12 protein-coding genes and 1 pseudogene are annotated in these 20,505 nt (G+C 63.4%); 3 read left to right on the forward strand and 10 right to left on the reverse strand.

What is annotated here, in order from left to right:
* Position 1: 1 nt before the first annotated feature.
* The 10 genes from NDI87_RS03855 to NDI87_RS03900 form a co-directional block, all read right to left on the reverse strand.
* On the reverse strand, positions 2-706 hold the full coding sequence (locus NDI87_RS03855) for a GntR family transcriptional regulator (RefSeq protein ID WP_296273483.1): 705 nt from the start codon (positions 704-706) through the stop codon (positions 2-4).
* Positions 703-1,677, reverse strand: a complete 975-nt coding sequence (locus NDI87_RS03860) for an ABC transporter ATP-binding protein (RefSeq protein WP_296273484.1) — start codon at positions 1,675-1,677, stop codon at positions 703-705. The genes NDI87_RS03855 and NDI87_RS03860 overlap by 4 nt, the downstream gene beginning before the upstream one ends.
* Positions 1,674-2,765, reverse strand: coding sequence for an oligopeptide/dipeptide ABC transporter ATP-binding protein (locus tag NDI87_RS03865; protein ID WP_296273485.1), 1,092 nt, complete (start codon positions 2,763-2,765; stop codon positions 1,674-1,676). Before NDI87_RS03865 ends, NDI87_RS03860 begins: the two co-directional genes overlap by 4 nt.
* Entirely contained in the window at positions 2,762-3,688 is a 927-nt protein-coding gene (locus tag NDI87_RS03870; protein ID WP_296273486.1) for an ABC transporter permease, read from the reverse strand. Before NDI87_RS03870 ends, NDI87_RS03865 begins: the two co-directional genes overlap by 4 nt.
* Positions 3,689-3,697: 9 nt before the next feature.
* Positions 3,698-4,651, reverse strand: a complete 954-nt coding sequence (locus NDI87_RS03875) for an ABC transporter permease (protein WP_296273487.1) — start codon at positions 4,649-4,651, stop codon at positions 3,698-3,700.
* 23 nt (positions 4,652-4,674) lie between these two features.
* Positions 4,675-6,282, reverse strand: a complete 1,608-nt coding sequence (locus tag NDI87_RS03880) for an ABC transporter substrate-binding protein (protein ID WP_296273488.1) — start codon at positions 6,280-6,282, stop codon at positions 4,675-4,677.
* A gap of 551 nt (positions 6,283-6,833) precedes the next feature.
* Entirely contained in the window at positions 6,834-8,606 is a 1,773-nt protein-coding gene (gene recD, locus NDI87_RS03885) for an exodeoxyribonuclease V subunit alpha (RefSeq protein ID WP_296273489.1), read from the reverse strand.
* Complete coding sequence (gene recB / locus NDI87_RS03890; RefSeq protein ID WP_296273490.1) at positions 8,603-12,178, reverse strand: exodeoxyribonuclease V subunit beta; 3,576 nt, start codon at positions 12,176-12,178, stop codon at positions 8,603-8,605. Before recB ends, recD begins: the two co-directional genes overlap by 4 nt.
* Positions 12,179-12,296: 118 nt before the next feature.
* Positions 12,297-15,743 carry an exodeoxyribonuclease V subunit gamma gene (recC, locus tag NDI87_RS03895; RefSeq protein ID WP_296273491.1) on the reverse strand — a complete coding sequence of 1,149 codons (3,447 nt, stop codon included), beginning with the start codon at positions 15,741-15,743 and terminating at the stop codon, positions 12,297-12,299.
* Positions 15,740-17,218 (reverse strand): PLP-dependent aminotransferase family protein, encoded by a 1,479-nt coding sequence (locus NDI87_RS03900; protein ID WP_296273492.1) that lies wholly within the window; start codon positions 17,216-17,218, stop codon positions 15,740-15,742. Before NDI87_RS03900 ends, recC begins: the two co-directional genes overlap by 4 nt.
* Before the next feature lie 133 nt (positions 17,219-17,351).
* Here NDI87_RS03900 and NDI87_RS03905 point away from each other — a divergent pair, with 133 nt between their 5' ends.
* The 3 genes and pseudogenes from NDI87_RS03905 to NDI87_RS03915 all read left to right on the forward strand — a co-directional run.
* On the forward strand, positions 17,352-18,719 hold the full coding sequence (locus tag NDI87_RS03905) for a glutamine synthetase family protein (protein ID WP_296273493.1): 1,368 nt from the start codon (positions 17,352-17,354) through the stop codon (positions 18,717-18,719).
* Between the two features lie 46 nt (positions 18,720-18,765).
* Positions 18,766-20,184, forward strand: coding sequence for an aspartate aminotransferase family protein (locus NDI87_RS03910; RefSeq protein ID WP_296273494.1), 1,419 nt, complete (start codon positions 18,766-18,768; stop codon positions 20,182-20,184).
* A gap of 89 nt (positions 20,185-20,273) precedes the next feature.
* A pseudogene (locus NDI87_RS03915) lies at positions 20,274-20,505 on the forward strand (spermidine/putrescine ABC transporter substrate-binding protein PotF); the annotation flags it as partial.

Genomic DNA, 20,505 nt, shown 5'->3' on the forward strand with positions numbered 1-20,505 from the left:
TCTATTTTGCTGCTGCCGTCACCACCGCACTGGCCCAGGCAGGCGCCACGCGGGCTGTGGCCGTGCGGGCCGACTGCAGGTGTGTGCGCATTTGCCGGTAGGTGGTGACCGCATCAAATGCAAGTATCGCCTCCACAATCACAGCATGCTCCTCAAAGGACTCACCCATCCGCTCCATATTGCGGAACTGGGTACGCCGAAAAGGTGCCACGCGGTGGCGCAGGCTGCTGGCCATGTCGATCAGCACCGGGTTGTAGCTGCCACGGATGATGGCAGTGTGCAGCGCCAGGTTGGCGGCGTCGTAGCGTTCAAAGTCGCTGGCCTGCATGGCGGCGCGGCCCTCTGCGTGTAGTTCGCGCAGTAAGTCGCGGTCGCCTGGCGTCATGCGCAGCGCGGCGTGGCGCGCGCACGCCGCTTCGAGTTCGCCAATGGCTTCAAACATCTGGTCGAGCTGTTCGGTGCTCATCGCGGACACCACCGAACCTCGGTTGGGCCTGCAGTCCACCAGCCCCATGATGGCCAGTTGCTTGAGCGCCTCGCGCACCGGCGTGCGCGACACCTGAAAACGCTCGGCCAGCATCACCTCGTCGAGCTTGCTGCCAGGCACAAAGTGGCCAAGTGCAATCTCGTCGGCAATGCGCTGGCAGACCGAATCGGCCAGGCTGCCACGCAGCTTGACTGCGGTTTGCAGGGCGGCGCTGTTCATGTGGTGTCCGTGTGCAGGGGAAACCAGCAGGCCAGGCTACGTCCCTCAACTAGTTCGACCGGTGGGGCCTCGCTGCGGCAAATGGCACTGGCCCGGCTGCAGCGCGGCGCAAAAGCACAGCCTGCGGGTGGATTCGACATATCGGGCGGTGCGCCCGGCACCGCCTGCAGCGGCTGGCCCTTGTTGACCGCGCCCACGGAAGAAGCCAGCAACCCGGCGGTATAGGGGTGCAGGGGCCGGTGCACGATATCGGCCACCGCGCCTTGCTCGACAATGCGCCCGGCGTACATCACGGCGATGCGGTCGGCCACTTCCACCGCGGCACCAATGTCGTGGGTGACGAAGATGACGGACATGTTCATCTCCTTTTGCAGCGCGCGCAGCAGCAGCAGGATCTGGATCTGCACCGTAGCATCCAACGCAGTGGTGGGCTCATCGGCCAGCAGCAGTTTGGGCTTGCAACTCAGGGCCAGCGCAATCATGGCGCGCTGGCGCATGCCGCCCGAGAGTTCATGCGGATAGGCATCAAAGCGGCGGCGCGCCTGTGGAATTTGCACGCGCTCCAGCATGTCCAGGGCTTGGTCTGCCGCTTCCTTGCTGCTGACCGGCGCATGGGCCCGGATGGTCTGCACGATTTGCTGGCCAATGGTGTAGACCGGGTCAAAAGCGACACCGGGTTCCTGAAACACCATGGACACGGTGCCGCCGCGGTATTGCTCCAGGGCGCGGCCCTGGAGCGACAACACGTCCTGGCCGTCGATATGAATCTGGCCACTCACCTGGGCGCGGCCCGCCGGGTACAGGCGCAGCAGGGCGCGCAGCGTGGCACTCTTGCCCGATCCCGACTCGCCCAGCAGGCCCAGCACTTCGCCGTGCGCGAGTTCCAGGCTGATCTGGTTGACCGCGCTCACGGTGCGCTTGCCAGTGAAACGCAGGCCCATGTCTTTAATAGAAACCAAAGGCGTGCTCATGCGTGTACCACCTGCAAGTGCGTGGGTGCTGTGTGTGCGGCTGCCGCACCGCTATGGCCCGACTGAGGGTCGTTCAAGTGGCAGGCCACCTGGTGCGCAGGTTCAAAAGCCACCGCCATCAAGCGCGGCGCCCGCGCCTTGCATACCGCTTGCGCCTGGGGGCAGCGGTCATGGAAGCGGCAGCCCGCTGGCGGGTCGATCGGGTTGGGCGGGTCGCCGCTGATCGGCGAGGCCACTGTGCGATGCGCCGGGTCCATGGAAGGCACCGCCGACAGCAGGGCTTGCGTGTAGGGATGCACAGACTGGCCATAGATGCGGTCCACCGGCCCGATTTCCACAATCTGGCCCAGGTACATCACCATCACCTGGTCGCTCAGGTAATGCACCACATGCAGGTCGTGCGAGATAAACAGGTAGGTCAGTTGCCGCTCGGCTTTGAGTTCCTGCAGCAGGTTGAGCACCTGGGCCTGCACCGATTTGTCCAGCGCGGCCACCGCCTCATCGAGTATCAGGAGGCGCGGATCAAAGGCCAGGGCGCGCGCAATGTTGACGCGCTGGCGCTGGCCGCCTGAGAGCTCCTGCGGATAGCGTGCGCCAAACTGGTCGGGCTCCATGCCCACGCGCGCCAGCAAGTCACGCGCCAGGCGATCGGCATCCTTGGCGCCCATGCCATGCACCTGCGGGCCGAAGGCAATCGTCTGCGCCACCGTGAGGCGTGGATTGAGAGAGGCAAAGGAGTCCTGAAACACCATCTGCAAATTGCGCCGGAAGTCTTTGAGCGCAATGCCGCGAAACTCATCGACACCGTCGCCATCAAACACCATGCTGCCGCTGTCTGGCGCCATCAACTTGGCCACCAGGCGCGCTGTGGTCGACTTGCCGCAGCCCGACTCGCCAACGATACCCAGGGTTTGGCCCTTGGCCACCGCAAAGCTGACGCCGTCCACTGCGTGCACGAATTTGGGAGTCGCCACAAAACCGGTGCCGCGCACCGGAAAGTATTTTTTCAGGTCGCGCACTTCGAGCAGGGCCTGTTTGGGGCCGCCGCGGTCTTGGTGCACTGCGGGTTGCAGGGGTGGGGTGTTCATGTCCGCAGCTCCATGGCTGAACGCACACCGTCGGCCAGCACATTGAAGGCAATCGAGGTGATGAAAATCATGGCGCCAGGCAGGGCCGCGATCCACGGGTTGAGGTAAATGGCCGAGCGCAAGGTGTTGAGCATCAGGCCCCACTCGGGCTCGGGCGGCTTCACACCCAGGCCCAGAAACGACAGGCCGGAGGCCAGAATCATGCTCACGCTCAAGAGGCCCGAGGCATAGACAAAAATCGGGCCCAGCACATTGCCCAGCACATGCACGCGGATGATGGCAAAGGCGCCGGCGCCACTCATGCGCGCCGCCTCTACATAGTCCAGCGCGCGCACCTGGGTGGTCACACTCTCAGCCACGCGCACCACCTGCGGCACAAACACCAAGGTGAGCGCAAGCAGGCTGTTGCTCAGGCCCGGGCCCAGTGCGCCGGCAATGGCGACTGCCAGCAGCACCGAGGGGAAGGCGTAAAAAATATCCAACGTGCGCATGATCAGCATATTCGTTTTGCCACCCACATAGCCGGCAAACAGGCCGATGCTGGTGCCAATGAAAAAGGCGGCTGCCACCGGCACCACACCCATCAAGAGCGAGATGCGGCCGCCATACATCAGGCGCGTGACCATATCGCGCCCGAGCTCATCGGTGCCCAGCCAGTGGCCCGGGCTGCCCATGGGCAGCAGGCGTTTGATCATGCTGGCCTTGTAAGGGTCGGCTGGAGCCAGCCAAGGTGCCAGCACGGCGGCCAGCACGATCAGCAGGAGCAGCGCGGCGGCGGCCATGGCGACCGGATCGCGCAGCAGTTGTGCCCACACGCTGCCCCAGTAACCGTGGCTGGTTTGGCTGATGGGCGCGGCAGCCAGCGGAGCTGCGCCGGGCAGCGCAGACGCAGTGGTTGTCGGCATGGGAAGTGCAATTTTCATAGGTGTGGTTTAGGCGCGCGCCATGCGCGGGTCGATCAGCGGTTGCAGGATGTCCACCACCAGATTAAGGGCCACAAAAAACATGCACAGCACCAGAATGGTTCCCTGCAGCAGGGGCAGGTCGCGTTGAAAGATGGCGGTGTTGAGCAGGAAGCCGGTGCCGGGCCAGGCAAACACCGTCTCCACCAGAATCGAGCCGCCCATCAGGTAGCCCACCTGCAAGCCGGCCACGGCCAGCACCGTGGGCGCCACGTTTTTGGCGATGTGGCGAAACACCGCCACTTCACCCAGGCCGCGCGCCCGCAGTGCCACGACAAATTCCTTGTTCAGCATCTCGGACACCAGCGCCCGCACCGTGCGGGTGATGATGCCCATGGGAATCACCGACAGCGTGGCCGCAGGCAGTACCAGGTATTGCAGGTGCGGCCAGTCCCAGACCCAGGCGGCCGAACCGTCGGAACCAGCGCCCATGGCCGGCAGCCAACCCAGCGTGATGGAAAACACAATGGTCAGCACCAGGCCCAGCCAGTAGTGCGGAATGCTCACGCCCACCACCGACAGCACGGTGGCCACCCGGTCCAGCGCCGAGCCGCTTTTGTAGCCGGCCACGGCGCCCAGCACGCAACCCACCAGTACACCCACCAGCGAGGCCACACCGGCCAGCATGAGGGTGTTGCCCACAGCGCCCAGCACCTCACCGGCCACGGCACGACCGGATGCAATCGAGGTGCCCAGGTCGCCTTGCACGGCGCGCCACAGCCACAGGCCGTATTGCACCGGCAAGGGCCGGTCCAGGCCATAGGCACTTTTCAGCGCCTCGATCACATCGGCCGGGGCATCGGCGGGGGCGATGGCATTGAGCGCATCGCCCGGCGCCAGGTGCACCAGAAAGAACGCCACCAGCGTGACGCCGAGTGCAATCGGCACGGCATACAGCAGGCGCCGCAGGATGTAGAAGATCATGGGTCTTTATGCAGTGCGCTGCATCACATGCGGATGGTGGTCAGGTCCTGGAACCAGTGCTGGGCCTGCACAAACTCTTTCACCTTGGGCGACAGTGCATGCGGGTTGGTGTCGTGCACCACCCACAGCATCAGCGCCTGGTCGACCATGGTCTGGTGCACCTGGGCCAGCAAGCCGTCCTGCACTCTTACATCAAACGTGGTGCGGATTTTGTCCAGCAGCGCGTCCACGGCGGGATCGTTAAAGCCGCCCCAGTTGACGCCGTTGGGTGCCACATAACGGCTGTCGGCAAAGCGGGTGATGGCATAGAACGGGTCGGCCGTGACATACCCTAAGTTGATGGCGGTGATGCCCTTGCCGGCATTCATGTCTGACTTGGCACCACTGCGCCAGTGCAGATACAGGTTCTCCAGCTCCACCACTTCAAACGTGATGGCGATGTTGATTTCGGCCAGGCTTTGCTGCACAAACTCGTTCATAGGTAGGGACAACATTTGGCCCGTGCCGCCCTGGGCAATGATGACCTTGGCCTTGAGCGGGTTGGCCTTGGTGTAGCCGGCCTGTGCCATCAGGGCGCGTGCCGCAGTCAGGTCGTAGCCGAGCTTGAAAGTGGGCTTGCCAAACCAGGGGTTGGTAGCGTCCACCTGGCCCTTGGCCGCAGTGGCCAGACCGCCCATCAGCTTGACCACGGCGTCGCGGTCGATCGCCAGGTTGGCGGCCTTGCGCACGCGGATGTCGGTCCACGGTGAGCCCGGCTGGGTGGAGAAGTGGTAGGGCCAGACGTGCGGCGTGACGTTTTGCACCAGCTTGAAGCCACCGCTTTTGAGTTGCGGCAGCACATCCGGCGGTGGCGTCTCGATGATGTCGACCTGGCCGCTCAGCAGCGCGTTCACGCGGGTCATGGCGTCGGGGATTGGGACCAGCACAATGCGGTCGGTCTTGGCTATGCGGGTTTTGTCCCAGTAGGCGGCGTTCTTGACCAGATCGGCGCGTTCACGGGGAACGAGCTTGTCGAGCTTGAAGGGGCCGGTGCCGGAGGGCTGCAAGGCCACCTTGGCCCAGTCCTTGCCAAGCTTTTCCCACTGGGTGGGGCTGGAAATCAGGAACCAGGGCAACTGGTAGGGAAACAGCGCGTCCACATTCTTGGTGACGATTTCGACCGTGTAGTCATCCACCTTGCGGTAGCTGGCAATCGAGGGAATGCGCGGTCGCACCTGGGCGCTTTGCTTGGCATCGAACTGCGCCGACTTGTCGGCCAGCACCTTGTCCAGATTCCAGACCACGGCGTCGGCCTTGAAGTCGGAACCATCATGGAATTTGACACCCTTGCGCAGTGTAAAGCGCCACTTTTTCGGGTCTTTTGCATCCGGCTTCCAGGCTGTTGCCAGGCCGGCTACCAGCTTGCCCGGACGGGTGCCGATGTTGGCCTCCCAGGCCACCAGCGGGTCGTACAGGGTGTGGCCGGTGAATTGGTAGGCTCCAGCACCGCGGTCCGGCTGACCGGTGGTGAGAGGGATGTCCGCCATGGAGATGCCGTAGCGCGCTACGGTTTCTGCATGCAATCCGCTGTGCAGACACAGCGCCAAGGGAATCGACAACAGCCAACGGGGAAGTTTGCGGGAAGGCAACATAGTAATCTCCAAAAGGTTCACGCTAAGCACGAGCTAACGCGCATGGAACGTGCCAATTTGCGCCTCCCTTTTGATGTATTTTCTAAGTGCTTGTCAGAAAACAGATTTTTGGCTTCGTGTACCTCAATTGTCGAAACTGGCAGCTCTAAAAGATCGGCTATGCACCATAGATTGCATGGAGAAACGCGCTATTTCGATGCACACCCCCAGAATTGCATGCAATATTGAAGGTCCACATAGGCCAAGCATGGTGCAGCAATTGGCGGCTAAGTGAATCATCCTTATGACCGCCCACAGAAAATTGCGTGTGTACGGCACTGGGCCACTGGGTATCGGCGCGTCTTGTCATCTGGCACCTCCAAGCGACTCAAGGCGTGTTGGTCGCCAGAAATTGAGACCTCTGCTCGGATATTTGGCTGTCGGCTTCGGGTCTCGATTTGCCACACAGGCAATCAAGTCATATGACTGCTCTTGGTCTCATAAGACATCGAAAGCCGAGAGCCTGTCAGAAATTTTTTGTGTGAGGCATAACGTCGCTGGCTTCATGCGGTTCACAGGTCAGCCAGTCCACCGCTGCGCAGCACCTTGATGCCCACCGCGTGCAACAGCACGTTCGCCTGCGGCGCCACCAGCGTCAGCCGCGCCTTGGCCCGCGTCATGCCGGTGTAAAGCAGCTCACGCGTCAGTACCGCCACCGGCCGGTCGGGCAGCACCAGGCCCACATGGTCAAACTCCGAGCCTTGTGATTTGTGCACGGTCATGGCAAACACGGTCTCCACCGCGTCCAGTCTTGACGGCAATACCCAGTGGATGCCGCCTTGCCCGTCGGGGAAGGCCACACGCAAACCGTTGGCGTGATGCAGGCACAGGCCGACGTCGCCATTCATCAGCTTGAGGTTGTAATCGTTGCGGGTCACCAGCACCGGGCGGCCGGCGTACCAGCCCTCGGTGGGCAGACCCAGGCTGCTGGCAATGCGCTGGTTCAGGCTGTCCACGCCCCAGGGGCCGTCGCGCACCGCGCACAGCACCTGAAACCTTGTAAATTCATTGAGGGCGGCCAACGCCTGGGCGTCGCTGCAAGCGGCCGTTTTCAGCGGCTGCAGGGTTTGCAACCAGGCTTTCCAGCCGTGCTTGACAAGGGCCGTCAGGCGCGGGTCCTGGGGCTGGCCGGCTTGCAGGCGGTCGACGCTGAGGGGCGCCCCGGCTTGCCAGTCCGGTGCCCGGCGCCAGAGCTTTTCCACGCCGGCCGCATCGCCTGCATTCACGGCCCGGGCCCATTGGCCGATGCCGCTATCTTCAGAGAATCGATGGCTCAGGCGCAGCATCACGGTTTGCTGGGCCAGCGGCGAGCCCTTGCCGGCCCAGGCGCTCAAGTTGGCGCCGGTGGTTTGCGCCAGCCAGGTCAGGGTGTCGGCGGTGTAATGGCCGAGGTCGGCACCGGCACACAGTTGGCCCATCACGGCACCGGCTTCCACGGAGGCCAACTGGTCTTTGTCACCCAGCAGGATCAGGCTGGCGGTGAGCGGCACGGCGGCCAGCAGGCGGGCCATCATGTCGAGGTCGATCATCGAGGCTTCGTCCACCACCACCAGGTCCACGGCCAGCTCGGGCACGGCGTCCTGTGCCAGGTTGCTGCGCACTTGCAACAGTTTGTGCAGGGTGACGGCCTGGGAAGGGATGTGCTGCTGCATGGCAACGGGCAGCTTTTGCAGCGCCGAGGCAATTGATTCGCCCAGCCGGGCGGCGGCCTTGCCGGTGGGCGCCGCCAGCGCGATGCGCAAAGGCGTTTGCTCGCGCGCCGGATCAGATTGCAGCAGGGCCAGCAGTCGCACCACGGTGGTGGTCTTGCCGGTGCCGGGGCCGCCGGTGATGAGTGTGAAGCGTTTGCGGGCGGCCAGGGCGCAGGCCACTTTTTGCCAATCCGGGTCGGCGTTTGTGGAAGTATCTGCCGTGAAAAGTTGCGCCAGTGACTCGGTGAGATTGGCAGGCGCGGGGCAGGGCTGCGCCAGGCGAGTGGCAATCGAGACGAGGATGTGCTGCTCGGCCTGCCAGTTGCGGCGCAGGTACAGACGCTGGCCGTCCAGCACCAGCGGGCTGTTGGCGCCCTCTATCCAGGGCAGGCTGGCGGCGCAGTGGCGCAACTCGGGTCGGACCGTCGTCAAATCCAGACAGGCATGGCCGAGGCCGAACTGGTGGCTCACCCTGGCGGCCAGTTCACTGTGCAGCGGGTCAGGGCTGGATTGCACTTCTTGCAGAAATGCCACCAGCGCCCGGTCCAGCCCGGTCAACTCCTGGACTTCAACTGCGGGAAGTAATGCACTCATGAGGCCGTTTCCAAGGGTTCTGTGGGCGCCTGGCTGGTAGAGAACGCCACGTCGAGTGCCACGATCAGGGCTTTGGGCGGCCGGTCCAGATACAGCCCGGCGCCATGCTGGTCAATACCGCGCAGAAACAGATAGAGCGCACCGCCGACATGCAGGTCGTAGTCATAGCCAGGCAAGCGCGCCTTGAGCAGCCGGTGCAACGCCAGCAAATACAAGGTGTATTGCACGTCGTAGCGGTGCGCCAGAATCGCCTGCTGCAATTGCGCCGGTGCGTAGCCGGGCAGTTTGTTGGACTTGTAGTCGAGCACGTAGTAGCGGCCCTCAAACCTCAAAACCAGATCCATGAAACCGGTCAGCATGCCCTCCAGTTGCCGCGCCTGCATGCTTTGGCGTGGCTGGCCGGCCAGCACATGTTGCCCGATCAGGTGGTCAAGCCGGGCGCTGCCCAGCGACCTGACCGGCAAGCTGAAGGCCATTTCTGCCCAAAACTGGTCGGCGTTCAGCTCGCCCAAAACAAAAGGACTCGTCGCAGCCATTGGCAACGGCGTGCTGACGATGGCTGGCACCCAGGTGCCTAGCAAATCACATTCGGCGTCGTCGAGCTTGAGCCCTTGCGCCTTGCGTTTGACGATGGCTTGCCATTCTGTAGCTACTGCGCCGCCGGCGTCGGCCAGCGCGGCGGGCCAGCCGTTGTGCGCCTGCCATTCCAGCAGGTCATGCAGCAGGGTGCCGTACTGGCTGCCGGCCTTGAAGGCGTTGAATGGCAGGGGCAGCAGCTCGGGCTGGGCAGGGTCGTTGTCGCTGTGCATGGCGCTGTCGATCTGTGCATCGCCCAGGTGCTCGTCCAGTTCGGACCCGGCGTTCAGGGCCGGGGCCGCAGGCGCCACCTCACGCGTCAAGGCGCTGAAGCTGGCAGTCCACCAGCGGCTCATTAGTTGACGCTGGGGTGTGAGCGCGGGTTTCCAGTTTTTGTCGGGTGTCTCCGGGGTGTAGGCGGTGGCATCGGGCTCGGGGGCGTTTTGCACCCGGATGTGCTCCGAAGCCCAGCCTTGCAGGCACCGGGCCAGGTCACCAGGAGCCTGGCGGCCCAGCAGCGCCGACACGGCACTTTTGACTTTGGGCGACTTGCCATCCACATCGCCCCGGGTTTGGGCAATGCCGACCCAGACGGCCTGCTCGGCCCGGGTCAGCGCCACATAGAGCAGGCGGATGTCTTCGGCCAGCCGCAGCGCATCGTCCTGGCCGCTGTCGGCCGGCCGGTAGTTCGACACAAAAGGCAGGAACACCAATGGGTATTGCAGGCCCTTGGCCTTGTGCAGGGTGACGACCTGCACCAGGTCGGCATCGCTTTCAAGGCGCAGCTGCGCCGTGTCGCCATTGGCTTTCGGGTCGCGCAATTGGTCTTCAAGATAGCGCAGCAAGGCGCCTTCGCCCTGCAAACCCAGACTGGCGGTTTGCAGCAAATCACCCAGGTGCAGCAAGTTGGTCAGCTGGCGTTCGCCCTGCGTGCTGGCGGCGTCGCCCTGGTTGAGCAGCCGCGCGGGAATGGATTGCTCATGCAGCAGCTGGTGCAGCATCGGCAGGAAGCCCTGGCGCTGCCAGATTTTTTGCCAGTCATGAAAACGTTCGCTTAAAGCATCCCAGGCGACTTCATCCTGAAACAGGTTTTCAAGGTCGCTCCAGGGCAGTCCCCAGAGCGCGGTGGCCAGCGCCGCCCTGACGCATTGGGCGTCACGCGGATTGGCCACGGCCCGCAGAATGCGCCACAGGTCGGTCGCCTGTGGCGTGGCAAAGACACTGTCGCGCTCCGACAGGTAGACGCTGCGCACGCCACGGCTGGACAAGGCGTTGCGAATAGTGCGCGCCTCCACCCAGTTCTTCACCAGCACCGCCATGGCACCGGGCCGGGTGGCGCCGGCATTGAGCAAATGCACCATTTGCGTGGCAAAGACCTCGGCCAGCTGACGCAGCAGCACCGGCTTGCGCGGCATTTTGGTGGCTTGCAGGTGCCAGACCGTCATGGCGGCCTGGGGCTGGCCTGCCACTTGCAACGGCAGCACCTTGTCATTGCAGGCGGTGACCATCTCGTAGGGCACGTCACCAAAGGGTTTGACGGCGCGGGCAAACACATGGTTCACGGCCGCCACCAGGCCTTCGGTGGAGCGGAAGTTGCCCGCCAGGGTGTGGATCGCCCGGGCCTGCTGGCGCGCTGTCAGGTAGGTGGCGAGGTCGGCGCCGCGAAAGCTGTAAATGGCCTGTTTGGGGTCGCCGATCATGATCAGGCCGGTGCCTTGTGATGCCTCTTCTGACGTGCCATAAATTTTGGCCAGCGCGCCGTATTGCCAGGGGTCGGTGTCCTGAAACTCGTCGACCAGCGCCACCGGAAATTGCTGGCGAATGGCGTCAGCCAGGCGGCCATCCGGCGCCTGCAGCGCGTGGTAAAGGTGTTGCAACAGGTCTGAAAAATCGAACTGCGCCAACCGGGCTTTGGCCTGCCGGTAGGCCGCGCCCACCTCAAAGGCGGCGTGGGTGAGCAGCAGCTCGGCCACCGGGGGTTCCGCGTCAAGGTGCTCACACAAGGCCTCGATGTGGGCAAAAGCGAGGTGCTGGTCGGCCTCGCTCCAGCCTTTGTCCAGCAAGGCCTGGCGTGAAAACCGTTGCAGCAGCGTGATGGCTGCGCTCTGCGTTTTTTTGTCGAGCTCGCTAAAAGCGCCACCTTTGGCCCATTCAGCCAGCTTCACTGGCCAATCTGCCCGGTAAGCCTTCAGTTTTTTTGCGGCAATGGTGTCATTGAGCAGGGCAATCACTTGATCGGTGCAAGCGCCGCGCGCCAGGCTGTCAAGCGCCTGGCATTTGGTTTGCCAGACGGCCCAGTCACGGATCACCTCGGCGGGCGTCTGCCCGGGCGTGGTGGCTGAATGCGGCGCCTTGTCTTCGATGGCCCAGAGCGCGCCCAGTTGGTCCAGCAGCGCCTGCGGGGTGCTGCCCAGCGCCTGCAGGGCGCCCAGCTGGTCAGCAGACAGCGGGTAAAACCACTTGCGCCAGTAGTCTTGCACAGCAGTCAGTTTGAGTTGCTGGCTGTCTTCAACCCGGCTTTGCTGAAACAGGCTGGCGCTGTCAAAGGCGTGCGTTTTGAGCATCCGGCTGCTCCAGCCGTGGATGGTGAAGATGGCGGCTTCGTCCATCCACTGGGCGGCCATGTCCAGGCGAGCGGCGCAGGCCGGCCAATGGTTCGGGGGAATCTCGGCGTGCAGCTTGCGCAGGAAATCATCGACCTCAAAGCCTGCCTGCTCGCCGTGATGAAAATAACGCGCCGCTTGTGCCAGGCGCTCGCGGATGCGCCCGCGCAGTTCGGCGGTGGCGGCATCGGTGAAGGTCATGACCAGGATTTGCGGCGGGTACAAGCCCTGGTCGAGGTCGGTGCTGCCTGGCGCATGGCCCAGCACCAGGCGCACATAGAGCGCGGCCAGCGTCCAGGTTTTGCCGGTGCCAGCCGAGGCCTCAATCACCTGCAGGCCGGTGAGCGGCATGGTCAGGGGGTTGAGCTTGTTAATGTGAAATAACATCGTCATTGCGAACGAAGTGAAGCAATCCATGACTTCCGACTGCATGGACTGCCGCGCTTCGCTCGCAGTGACGGTCTTTTTTCATGCTTTGGGTTGGCTTGGATGCTATGACAGCCAGGCTCAGTCATTCTTGAATTCCTTCGTTGGGGCTCAGTTGAATGTACCGGGCCAGGTCGCCGTACAAGCGCTCGGCCCAGACTGGCAACTCGGCCTCGAGCTCGTCATAGCTCTCAAAAGCACGCGCCAGATAAGCCGACTCGGCGCGTTCACCGGCGCTGTGCGCGCCTTCAAAGACGGCAAGGGCCGCATCGTGCGGGTCTTTGGCTTCCTTGTCGGGTTGCTCAACGGCGAGCCGGGCAGCCTGCGCCCGGGCTTGCAGGTAGGCCCAGGCGGTTTTGCAGGCCACCGGCAGCGGGCGCTCCCAGGCCGCCAGATAGGCCGTGACCAGCCCTTGCAAAACGCGCAGGGCTTCGTCCCGGGGCAGGGGGGCCAAGATCACCTGGCCGTCCAGTCCCAATTGCACGCTGGTCAGCGGCATGGCGCTGGCGCAGGCCACCAGGTGTTGCAGCCACAAGCCAAGCACCACATGGGCGCGTGCCGTGCGGGTTTCCTTGTTGCCCTCCAGCACGGCGCCGACGCGCTGATGGCGCTGCAACCAGCCGGCATCTCCGCGGTAAAGCCCCTCCAGCGTGCCAGTGAGGCTGATGCCAGCCACCTGCAGGTCAATCGACTGCGCAGGCAGAGGGTCGGGGTAGCGCAGCGCCCATTCGCCTTGCCGATCCAGCACCACTTGCGTCTTTTCCTGCAGTTCAGTGGTGAGGCGCTGGCCAAAGGCGGCCATTGGCAAGCTGCCTGACAGTGTCAACTTTTCCAGGGCCGGCGCCATGTCAGCGGCGTCGAGCAAGGCCTGACCCGCCTGGTACTTCGCCAGGCCATTCAGGGTGAAGGGTTCCTCGGTTTGTTCAAGCTCCTCCAGCGTGTCAAGCCGGACCCGCAGGCGCGACTTGAAAAACACCTCGACCGGCTGGCGCAGCAGTTGCCGCAGGTCGGCCAGCGTAAGGCTGGTGGGGGCGGCCATGGCCGCTTGAGGCGAGTCCGGCGCTTGCGATGCCCGGGGTGTTGGCTGTTGATGCACCCGTGCCCAGTCTCTGGCATAGGTCCGATGCGGCGAATCCTGCAAAAAATAGGCTTGCGAGAACGCTTGCAGGGGCTGCTGCCGGGCTTGAATGGCAGGCTGCCAGCCCATCTGCAGGTAGTCCAGCAACTGCGCCACCAGCACCGAAGGCGGTTGTTCGCTGTTGTCGGTGGCGCGGTGGCCTTGCCAGCTGATGTAGAGCTTGTGCCGCGCCGACAAAATGGCTTCCAGAAACAGGTAGCGGTCGTCCTCGCGGCGCGAGCGGTCGCCCGGTCGCCAGCTCAAGTCCATCAGGTCAAAGTCGCGGGCGGCCTTTTGCCGCGGGTAGTCGCCGTCGTTCATGCCCAGCAGACAAATCACCTTGAACGGGATCGAGCGCATCGGCATCAGGGTGCCAAACTGCACGCCACCGCCAAAAAAGCGCTGCTGCAAACTGCTCTCTTCAAGCTGCGACAACCAATGCTCGCGCACGACATCGAGCGGCAGGGGGGTCTCAAGCTGGGCCGCGTCACAAGCCTGCAGCCACCCGTCCAGGGCGGCCAGGCAGCGCTGGACAAGCCGCTCGTCGGGGTCGTCAGCGGGAGCAAAAAAGCGCTCGATAATGCCGGCCAGAATGGGCCCCCACTGCGCCGGGGTTTTGCTGTCAGACAGTTCCTGCAGGGTTTGCTTGACCGCCCCGACCCAATCCAGCAAGGCGCTGATCACGGCGGCATCGAGCCCGTTCAGGGCCGCTTGCGGCAGGGTGGCGCCCCAGGGCGCACCGGCGCCCACGGCATAGCCCAGCAGCAGGCGCCGCAGGCCGAAGGCCCAGGTGTTCTGGTCCAGGCCAGACACGCCCGCGGGCACACCCCAGGCCATGCGGTGGCTGGCATCCAGGCCCCAGCGCACACCGGCCATGGCCAGCCAGTCGTGCAGTTGCGCCACGTCGGCCTCATCGATGCCAAAACGCTTGCGCAGCGCCGCCACTTCAAACAGACCCAGCCAGTCGGCCAGCGACAGCCGGGACGCCGGCAATGTCAAGAGCTGCTCCAGCGCCTGCACCAGCGGCGACTGGCGCGGCGTGGTGTCTGCCACCGAATACGGAATGTGCCGGGCCTGTCCCGCGGCAAAGCGGCCAAAGACCGCCTGAATGTGGGGCGCAAACGCCGCCATGTCGGGCACCATCACCATCACATCACGCGGCTGCAGGGCCGGGTCGGCGTCAAACCAGGCCAGCAGCCGGTCGTGCAGCACTTCCACTTCGCGCTGTGCGCCGTGGCAGGTGACGAGGCTGATACTGTCGTCGTCTGGCCGTGCGTCACGTTTGGCGTCCAGCATGCCGTGTGCGGGCTGGAGGTTCAAAATGCCCGACTGCAGCTGGTTCAACAGCGTCGGCTGCTCCAGCCCGGCTGCCGGGTCGACAAACACATCCACCCGGTTCATGCGTTGCCGGTACAGCGCCACATTGTCAAAGTCGTCGAGCAGATGCAGGTAATCGCGGCCTTGTTTGCCCCAGGAGGCCAGCAAGGGATGGCTGTCGCCGGGCTGCGGCCTGGCGGCTTGCCGGTGGCGCAGCTGGGTGCGCAAGGGGTCATGGCCGGCCACGATATCGCCCCAGTAATGCTGACACGGGTTTTGCACCAGCATCAGGACCTGGCAGACCTGACCCAGTTGCGCCAAGGCCTCGACCGTTTGCATTGGCAGGGACGAAATGCCGAACACCACCAGGCGCGGCGGCAAGCCCCCCGGGCGCTGGCCGGTGGCCTGGTTGTGCGCCAGTTGCGACTTGAGTGCGGTCATGAAGCGGGCATGCACACTGGCGCGTGAGGCATCGGCCAGCATAGGTCCCACATCGGCCCGCAGGTCGCGCCACAGCTGGGCTTGCCAGGCGTGGGCTTCTGCCAGCGTGCCAGGCTGGCCATCGTGGCCGCGCAGCACGTCGTGGCTGGCCGCCCAGTCCGCCAGCCAGTCGGCGCGGTAGCTTTGGTAGGCGTCGAAGACGTCCGCCACCTGCAGCGCCAGCTGGTAAAGCTTGCGGCCATCGGCATCCAGCGCCAGGTAACGCTGCAGCGGCGCATATACCAGCTGGCTGGTCGCCAGTTCGGGCAACAAGCGCATCAGCCGCCAGACCAGATGGCTCTTGTCAAACGGCATGTGCGTCGGCACGGCATGCGCGCCCAGCACACTGCGGTAGACCTGCCACAGGTAGCCGCTGGGCAATTCCAGCCGGGTGGCGGCGCAAATACCCAGGGCGCCATCGTCAGCCAGCGCCATCTCCAGCCAGTGCTTCATGCCGTTGCTTTGCACCAGAATCACTTCAGGCGTCAGTGGCGGCAGCGGCTGGGCACGCAGGAACTCGGTGAGCAGGTCGCGCAGGTCTTCCAGGCGGTTGCCGTGCAAGACCATGAAACCGGGCGGGTACGGGGTGGCGCTCACCTCATGCGTGTGGGTGCTCATGTTGAAGTGCTGCTGCGTGATAAAGCGTTGGCGATGGTTCGGGCCAGCAGTGGTCCGAAGCGCTCAATTTCATCCAGCGGGGCGTAGCCGTAGCCAATGATCAGGCCGCGCAGCCGGGTTTGTTGCAGACAGTACGCTGAGAGCGGGCGCACTGTCAGTCCGAGCTTGCCGATGTGTTGCGCCAGCGCCCTGTCGTCCAGGGTGTCGGGCAGGCGCAGGCACAGATGCAGGCCTTGTTCGGCCCCGGTGATCTGGGCTTGCGGGCCCAGGCAGGGCTGCAGCGCCGCCAGCAGGCTGGCGCGCCGCTGGGCGTAACTTTGCCGCGCACGGCGCAGGGCGCTGGCGAAGTGCCCCATGTCGATGAATTCGGCCAGCGCGGCCTGCACCGGCATTTGTCCGGGCCGGTTGAGGTCGTAGTGGGCGCGCTTGAAAGCTGCGGCCAGGCCTTTGGGAACCACCATGTAGCCCAGTTTGAGGCCCGGATAAAGCACCTTGGAAAACGAGCCCAGGTAGATCACGCGCTGGTCGGTGTCGAGGCCGGCCAACGAGGAAATGGGCGGTCCGCTGAACCTGAATTCACTGTCGTAATCGTCTTCCAGGATCCAGGCCTGGTGCTGGCGCGCCAGCGACAAAATCTGGTGGCGCCGGGGCAGCGACATCACCGCACCGGTCGGGTATTGGTGCGACGGCGTGACATAAATCAGGCGCGGTGGGGCTGCATCATCGCTGGCTTGAGGGGCAATGCCCTGGTCGTCCACCGGCACGCTGTGCAGCGTCAGGCCGGTGGCAATGAAGGCTTTGACGGCACCCCAGTAGGCCGGGTCTTCGAGCCAGACCGTGTCGGCGTGGCTGGCCAGCAATTGGGCGCACAGCGCCAGCGACTCCTGGGTGCCGCTGGTGATGATGACTTGTTCAATGTCCAGCGGCACGCTGCGAAATATCCGCAGGTAATCTGCCACGGCGCGGCGCAGTGGTGCGTAGCCGCCCGAGCTGCTGTAGTCGAGCATGTCGGGGTAGGTCATGCGCCAGTGCTTGTTTTGCAGGCGTTGCCAGAGCGTCACAGGAAATGCGCTGAAATCGGCAATGCCCGCCGTAAAAGGCTGGATTTCAAGGTCGGAGGCGCAAAAGCTGCTGCTTAAGCGCAGGCCGCGGGCCGACAGGGTGGCGTGTCGTTCGGGTGTGCCACGCTGGCGTTGTGCAGCCAGCCGGGGCACGTTGTCGCTGACAAAGGTGCCGCTGCCGATATGGCTGACCAGATAACCTTCCACGGTCAATTGGTTGATGGCGGCGACCACGGTGTTGCGTGACAGTTGCAGGTCCTGGGTCAGGTCGCGGCTGGAGGGCAGGCGCTCGCCGGCAGCGATTTTGCCGTCCAGAATGGCACGCCGCAGCGCCTCGTACAGTTGCCGGTGCAGCGGCAACCTGGCGGGCTGGTTCAGGCGGGCGATCTCAGTCAGTAACAGTTCCGAGAGCATAAGGCGGCAGAAGTGGCACCATGTGGCAGGTTTAAATGGTTCTGATTGTGAACCAATTTAGGGCTCACAATGGTTCTTGATGCAACGCGCACAATACGCACAATAGCTGGCACGTTTCACCCTGGAGCAAACCATGAATCCCAAGAAGTCCATGAATTTCAATGATTTGGAGCAGTGGCTCAACGAGCGCCGTGTGACCGAGGTGGAGTGCCTGGTGCCCGACCTGACCGGTGTCGCACGGGGCAAAATCCTGCCCCGTGGCAAGTTCACCGAAGACCGGGGTATGCGCCTGCCGCAGTCCGTGGTGGCCATGGGTGTGACCGGCGAATTCCCCGAAAGCGGTCCTTATTACGATGTCATCGACCCCACCGACAAGGACATGCAGTTGCGCCCGGACCCGTCTACCGTGCGCATTGTGCCGTGGGCCACCGACCCCACGGCGCAGGTGATTCACGATTGTTTTGACCACAAGGGCAACCTGGTGCCGTTTGCGCCGCGCAGCGTGCTGCGCCGGGTCTGCGACCTGTTTGCCGCCGAGGGCTTGAAGCCGATCGTCGCGCCCGAGCTGGAGTTTTACCTGACCGCCCGCAACACCGACCCCAACACGCTGCTGCGCCCGCCGATTGGCCGCAGTGGCCGCAGCGAGACCTCGCGCCAGGCCTACAGCATTGACGCCGTCAACGAGTTCGACCCGCTGTTCGAAGAAATTTATGATTTCAGCGACAAGATGGAACTCAACGTGGACACGCTGATTCACGAAATCGGTGCCGGGCAAATGGAGATCAATTTTTTCCACGCCGAGCCGCTGGGCCTGGCCGACGAGGTTTTCTTTTTCAAGCGCACGGTGCGCGAATCCGCGCTGCGCCATGACATGTACGCCACCTTCATGGCCAAGCCGATTGCCGGCGAGCCCGGCAGCGCCATGCACGTGCACCAGAGCATTCTGGATGTGACCACCGGCAAGAACATCTTCAGCAACGACGACGGCACGCCGTCCGAGGCCTTCATGCATTACATCGGCGGCCTGCAGCGCTACATACCGGCGGCCATGGTGCTGGTGGCGCCCTATGTCAACAGCTACCGCCGGCTGTCGCGCAATACCGCCGCGCCGATCAATATCGAATGGGGCTACGACAACCGCACCGTCGGCATTCGATCGCCGATCTCCTCGCCTGAAGCGCGCCGGGTCGAGAACCGCGTGATTGGCGCCGATGCCAACCCCTACGTCGCCCTGGCCATGACCATGGCCTGCGGTTACCTGGGGCTCAAGAACAAGATCAAGCCCAAGGCCGAGATGAAGGGCGACGCCTACCTGTCGCCCTACGCGCTGCCGCGCAGCCTGGGTGAGGCGCTGGACTGGCTGCGCCGCGAATCCGACCTGCACGAGGTGCTGGGCAAGGAATTCATCACCGTGTACTCGGAAATCAAGGAGCTTGAGTTCGACGAGTTCATGAAGGTGATTTCGCCCTGGGAGCGCGAGCATCTGTTATTGCACGTGTAACGCACCATTTCTCTCCCAGCCCATCGTTGAATCAAGGATCGCCACCATGACCGCTTTGACCACTTTGACGCCTTCGCAGCCCCTATCCACGCAAGAAATTCAGGCGCTGGACAGCGCGCATTTCATCCACCCGTTCACTGATCACGGCGACCTGGCCACGCGTGGCGCGCGCGTCATTGTCAAATCCGAGGGCATTTATGTCTGGGATTCCGAAGGCGAAAAACTGCTTGATGCCATGAGCGGCCTGTGGTGCGTCAACGCCGGTTACGGCCGCAAGGCACTGGCGCAGGCAGCGTACGACCAGATGCTGACACTGCCGTTCTACAACAGCTTTTTCCAGACCACCAACGTGCCCGCCGTCAAGCTGGCCACGCGTCTGGCCGCGCTGGCGCCCAGGGTGGGCGACCGCAGTTTCGAGCATGTTTTTTACTCCAGCAGCGGCTCCGAGAGCAATGACTCCAACGTGCGCATGGTGCGCCGCTACTGGGACCTGCTGGGGCAACCGCAGCGCAAGGTGATCATCAGCCGCCTCAACGCCTACCACGGCAGCACCATGGCCGGGGCTTCGCTGGGCGGCATGAGCGGCATGCACGCGCAGGGCGATTTGCCGATTCCCAACATCACGCACATCGAGCAGCCCTACTTCTTCGAGAACGGCTTGCCAGGGGAAACCCAGGATGCGTTTGGTCTGCGTGCAGCCGGTTGGCTGGAAGAAAAAATTCTGGCGCTGGGTGCCGACAAGGTCGCGGCCTTCATTGCCGAGCCGATCCAGGGGGCGGGCGGTGTCATCATTCCGCCGGCCAGCTACTGGCCCGAAATCCAGCGCATTGTGGACAAATACGGCATCCTGCTGATCAGCGATGAGGTGATTTGTGCCTTTGGCCGCCTCGGCCACTGGTTTGCCTATGAGAAATTTGGCTACAAACCCGATCTGGTGACTTTTGCCAAGGCCGTCACCAGCGGCTACATTCCGCTGGGTGGCGTCATGGTGGGCAACCGCGTGGCCCAGGTCTTGATTGAAAAAGGCGGCGAGTTCAACCACGGTTACACCTACAGCGGCCACCCGGTGGCTTGTGCCGTGGCGCTGGCCAATCTGGACATCATGGAACAGGAGCAACTGCCGCAACGCGTCAGGGACGATATCGGCCCGTATCTTGCCCGATGTTTCGAGGGCATCGCCGAGCACCCGTTGGTGGGTGTGACCGAAACCTGTGGCTTCACTGCGGGCCTGGTGCTGGTCAGGAACAAACGGACCCGGGAGCGGTTTGCCGGTGATCTTTCGGTGGGCATGATCTGCCGGCGCCATTGTTTCCAGAACGGCCTGATCATGCGTGCGGTGGGCGACCGCATGATCATTGCACCACCGCTGACCATGACCCATGCGGATATTGATGAAATGATGCGCCTGATTCGTCTGGCGCTGGACCTGACACAGCAGGAATTGACCCAAAAAGGCTTGATTTGACTGATAGATCGAAAAATTTGTCTGGTCTGGTTTTTGCTAGCCTTAAACTACCGATCCCCTTCACCATTTTCTCTTCCCGGAGTGTTCCCATGATGAAAAAATACCTTTGGTCGTTTGCGCTTTCTGCTATCGTTTTGGCAGGCTGCGGCAAAAAAGAGGAGCCGCCAGTGGCCGCTCCGGCCCCCGTGGCGAGTGCACCCGCCCCGGTGGCGGTCAACACCGAAGAAAAAGTGCTCAATATCTACAACTGGCCCGACTACGTTCCCGAGGGCATGATCGCCACGTTCGAGAAAGAAACCGGTATCAAGGTGAATTACGACA

Source organism: Rhodoferax sp. (assembly GCF_023701345.1).
Taxonomy (GTDB): domain Bacteria; phylum Pseudomonadota; class Gammaproteobacteria; order Burkholderiales; family Burkholderiaceae_C; genus Rhodoferax.

Bases quoted from the DNA above. Each gene is read 5' to 3' on its own strand.
- NDI87_RS03855 (WP_296273483.1), bottom strand. From the start codon at position 706: ATGAACAGCGCCGCCCTGCAAACCGCAGTCAAGCTGCGTGGCAGCCTG.
- NDI87_RS03860 (WP_296273484.1), bottom strand. From the start codon at position 1,677: ATGAGCACGCCTTTGGTTTCTATTAAAGACATGGGCCTGCGTTTCACT.
- NDI87_RS03865 (WP_296273485.1), bottom strand. From the start codon at position 2,765: ATGAACACCCCACCCCTGCAACCCGCAGTGCACCAAGACCGCGGCGGC.
- NDI87_RS03870 (WP_296273486.1), bottom strand. From the start codon at position 3,688: ATGAAAATTGCACTTCCCATGCCGACAACCACTGCGTCTGCGCTGCCC.
- NDI87_RS03875 (WP_296273487.1), bottom strand. From the start codon at position 4,651: ATGATCTTCTACATCCTGCGGCGCCTGCTGTATGCCGTGCCGATTGCA.
- NDI87_RS03880 (WP_296273488.1), bottom strand. From the start codon at position 6,282: ATGTTGCCTTCCCGCAAACTTCCCCGTTGGCTGTTGTCGATTCCCTTG.
- recD (WP_296273489.1), bottom strand. From the start codon at position 8,606: ATGAGTGCATTACTTCCCGCAGTTGAAGTCCAGGAGTTGACCGGGCTG.
- recB (WP_296273490.1), bottom strand. From the start codon at position 12,178: ATGACGATGTTATTTCACATTAACAAGCTCAACCCCCTGACCATGCCG.
- recC (WP_296273491.1), bottom strand. From the start codon at position 15,743: ATGAGCACCCACACGCATGAGGTGAGCGCCACCCCGTACCCGCCCGGT.
- NDI87_RS03900 (WP_296273492.1), bottom strand. From the start codon at position 17,218: ATGCTCTCGGAACTGTTACTGACTGAGATCGCCCGCCTGAACCAGCCC.
- NDI87_RS03905 (WP_296273493.1), top strand. From the start codon at position 17,352: ATGAATCCCAAGAAGTCCATGAATTTCAATGATTTGGAGCAGTGGCTC.
- NDI87_RS03910 (WP_296273494.1), top strand. From the start codon at position 18,766: ATGACCGCTTTGACCACTTTGACGCCTTCGCAGCCCCTATCCACGCAA.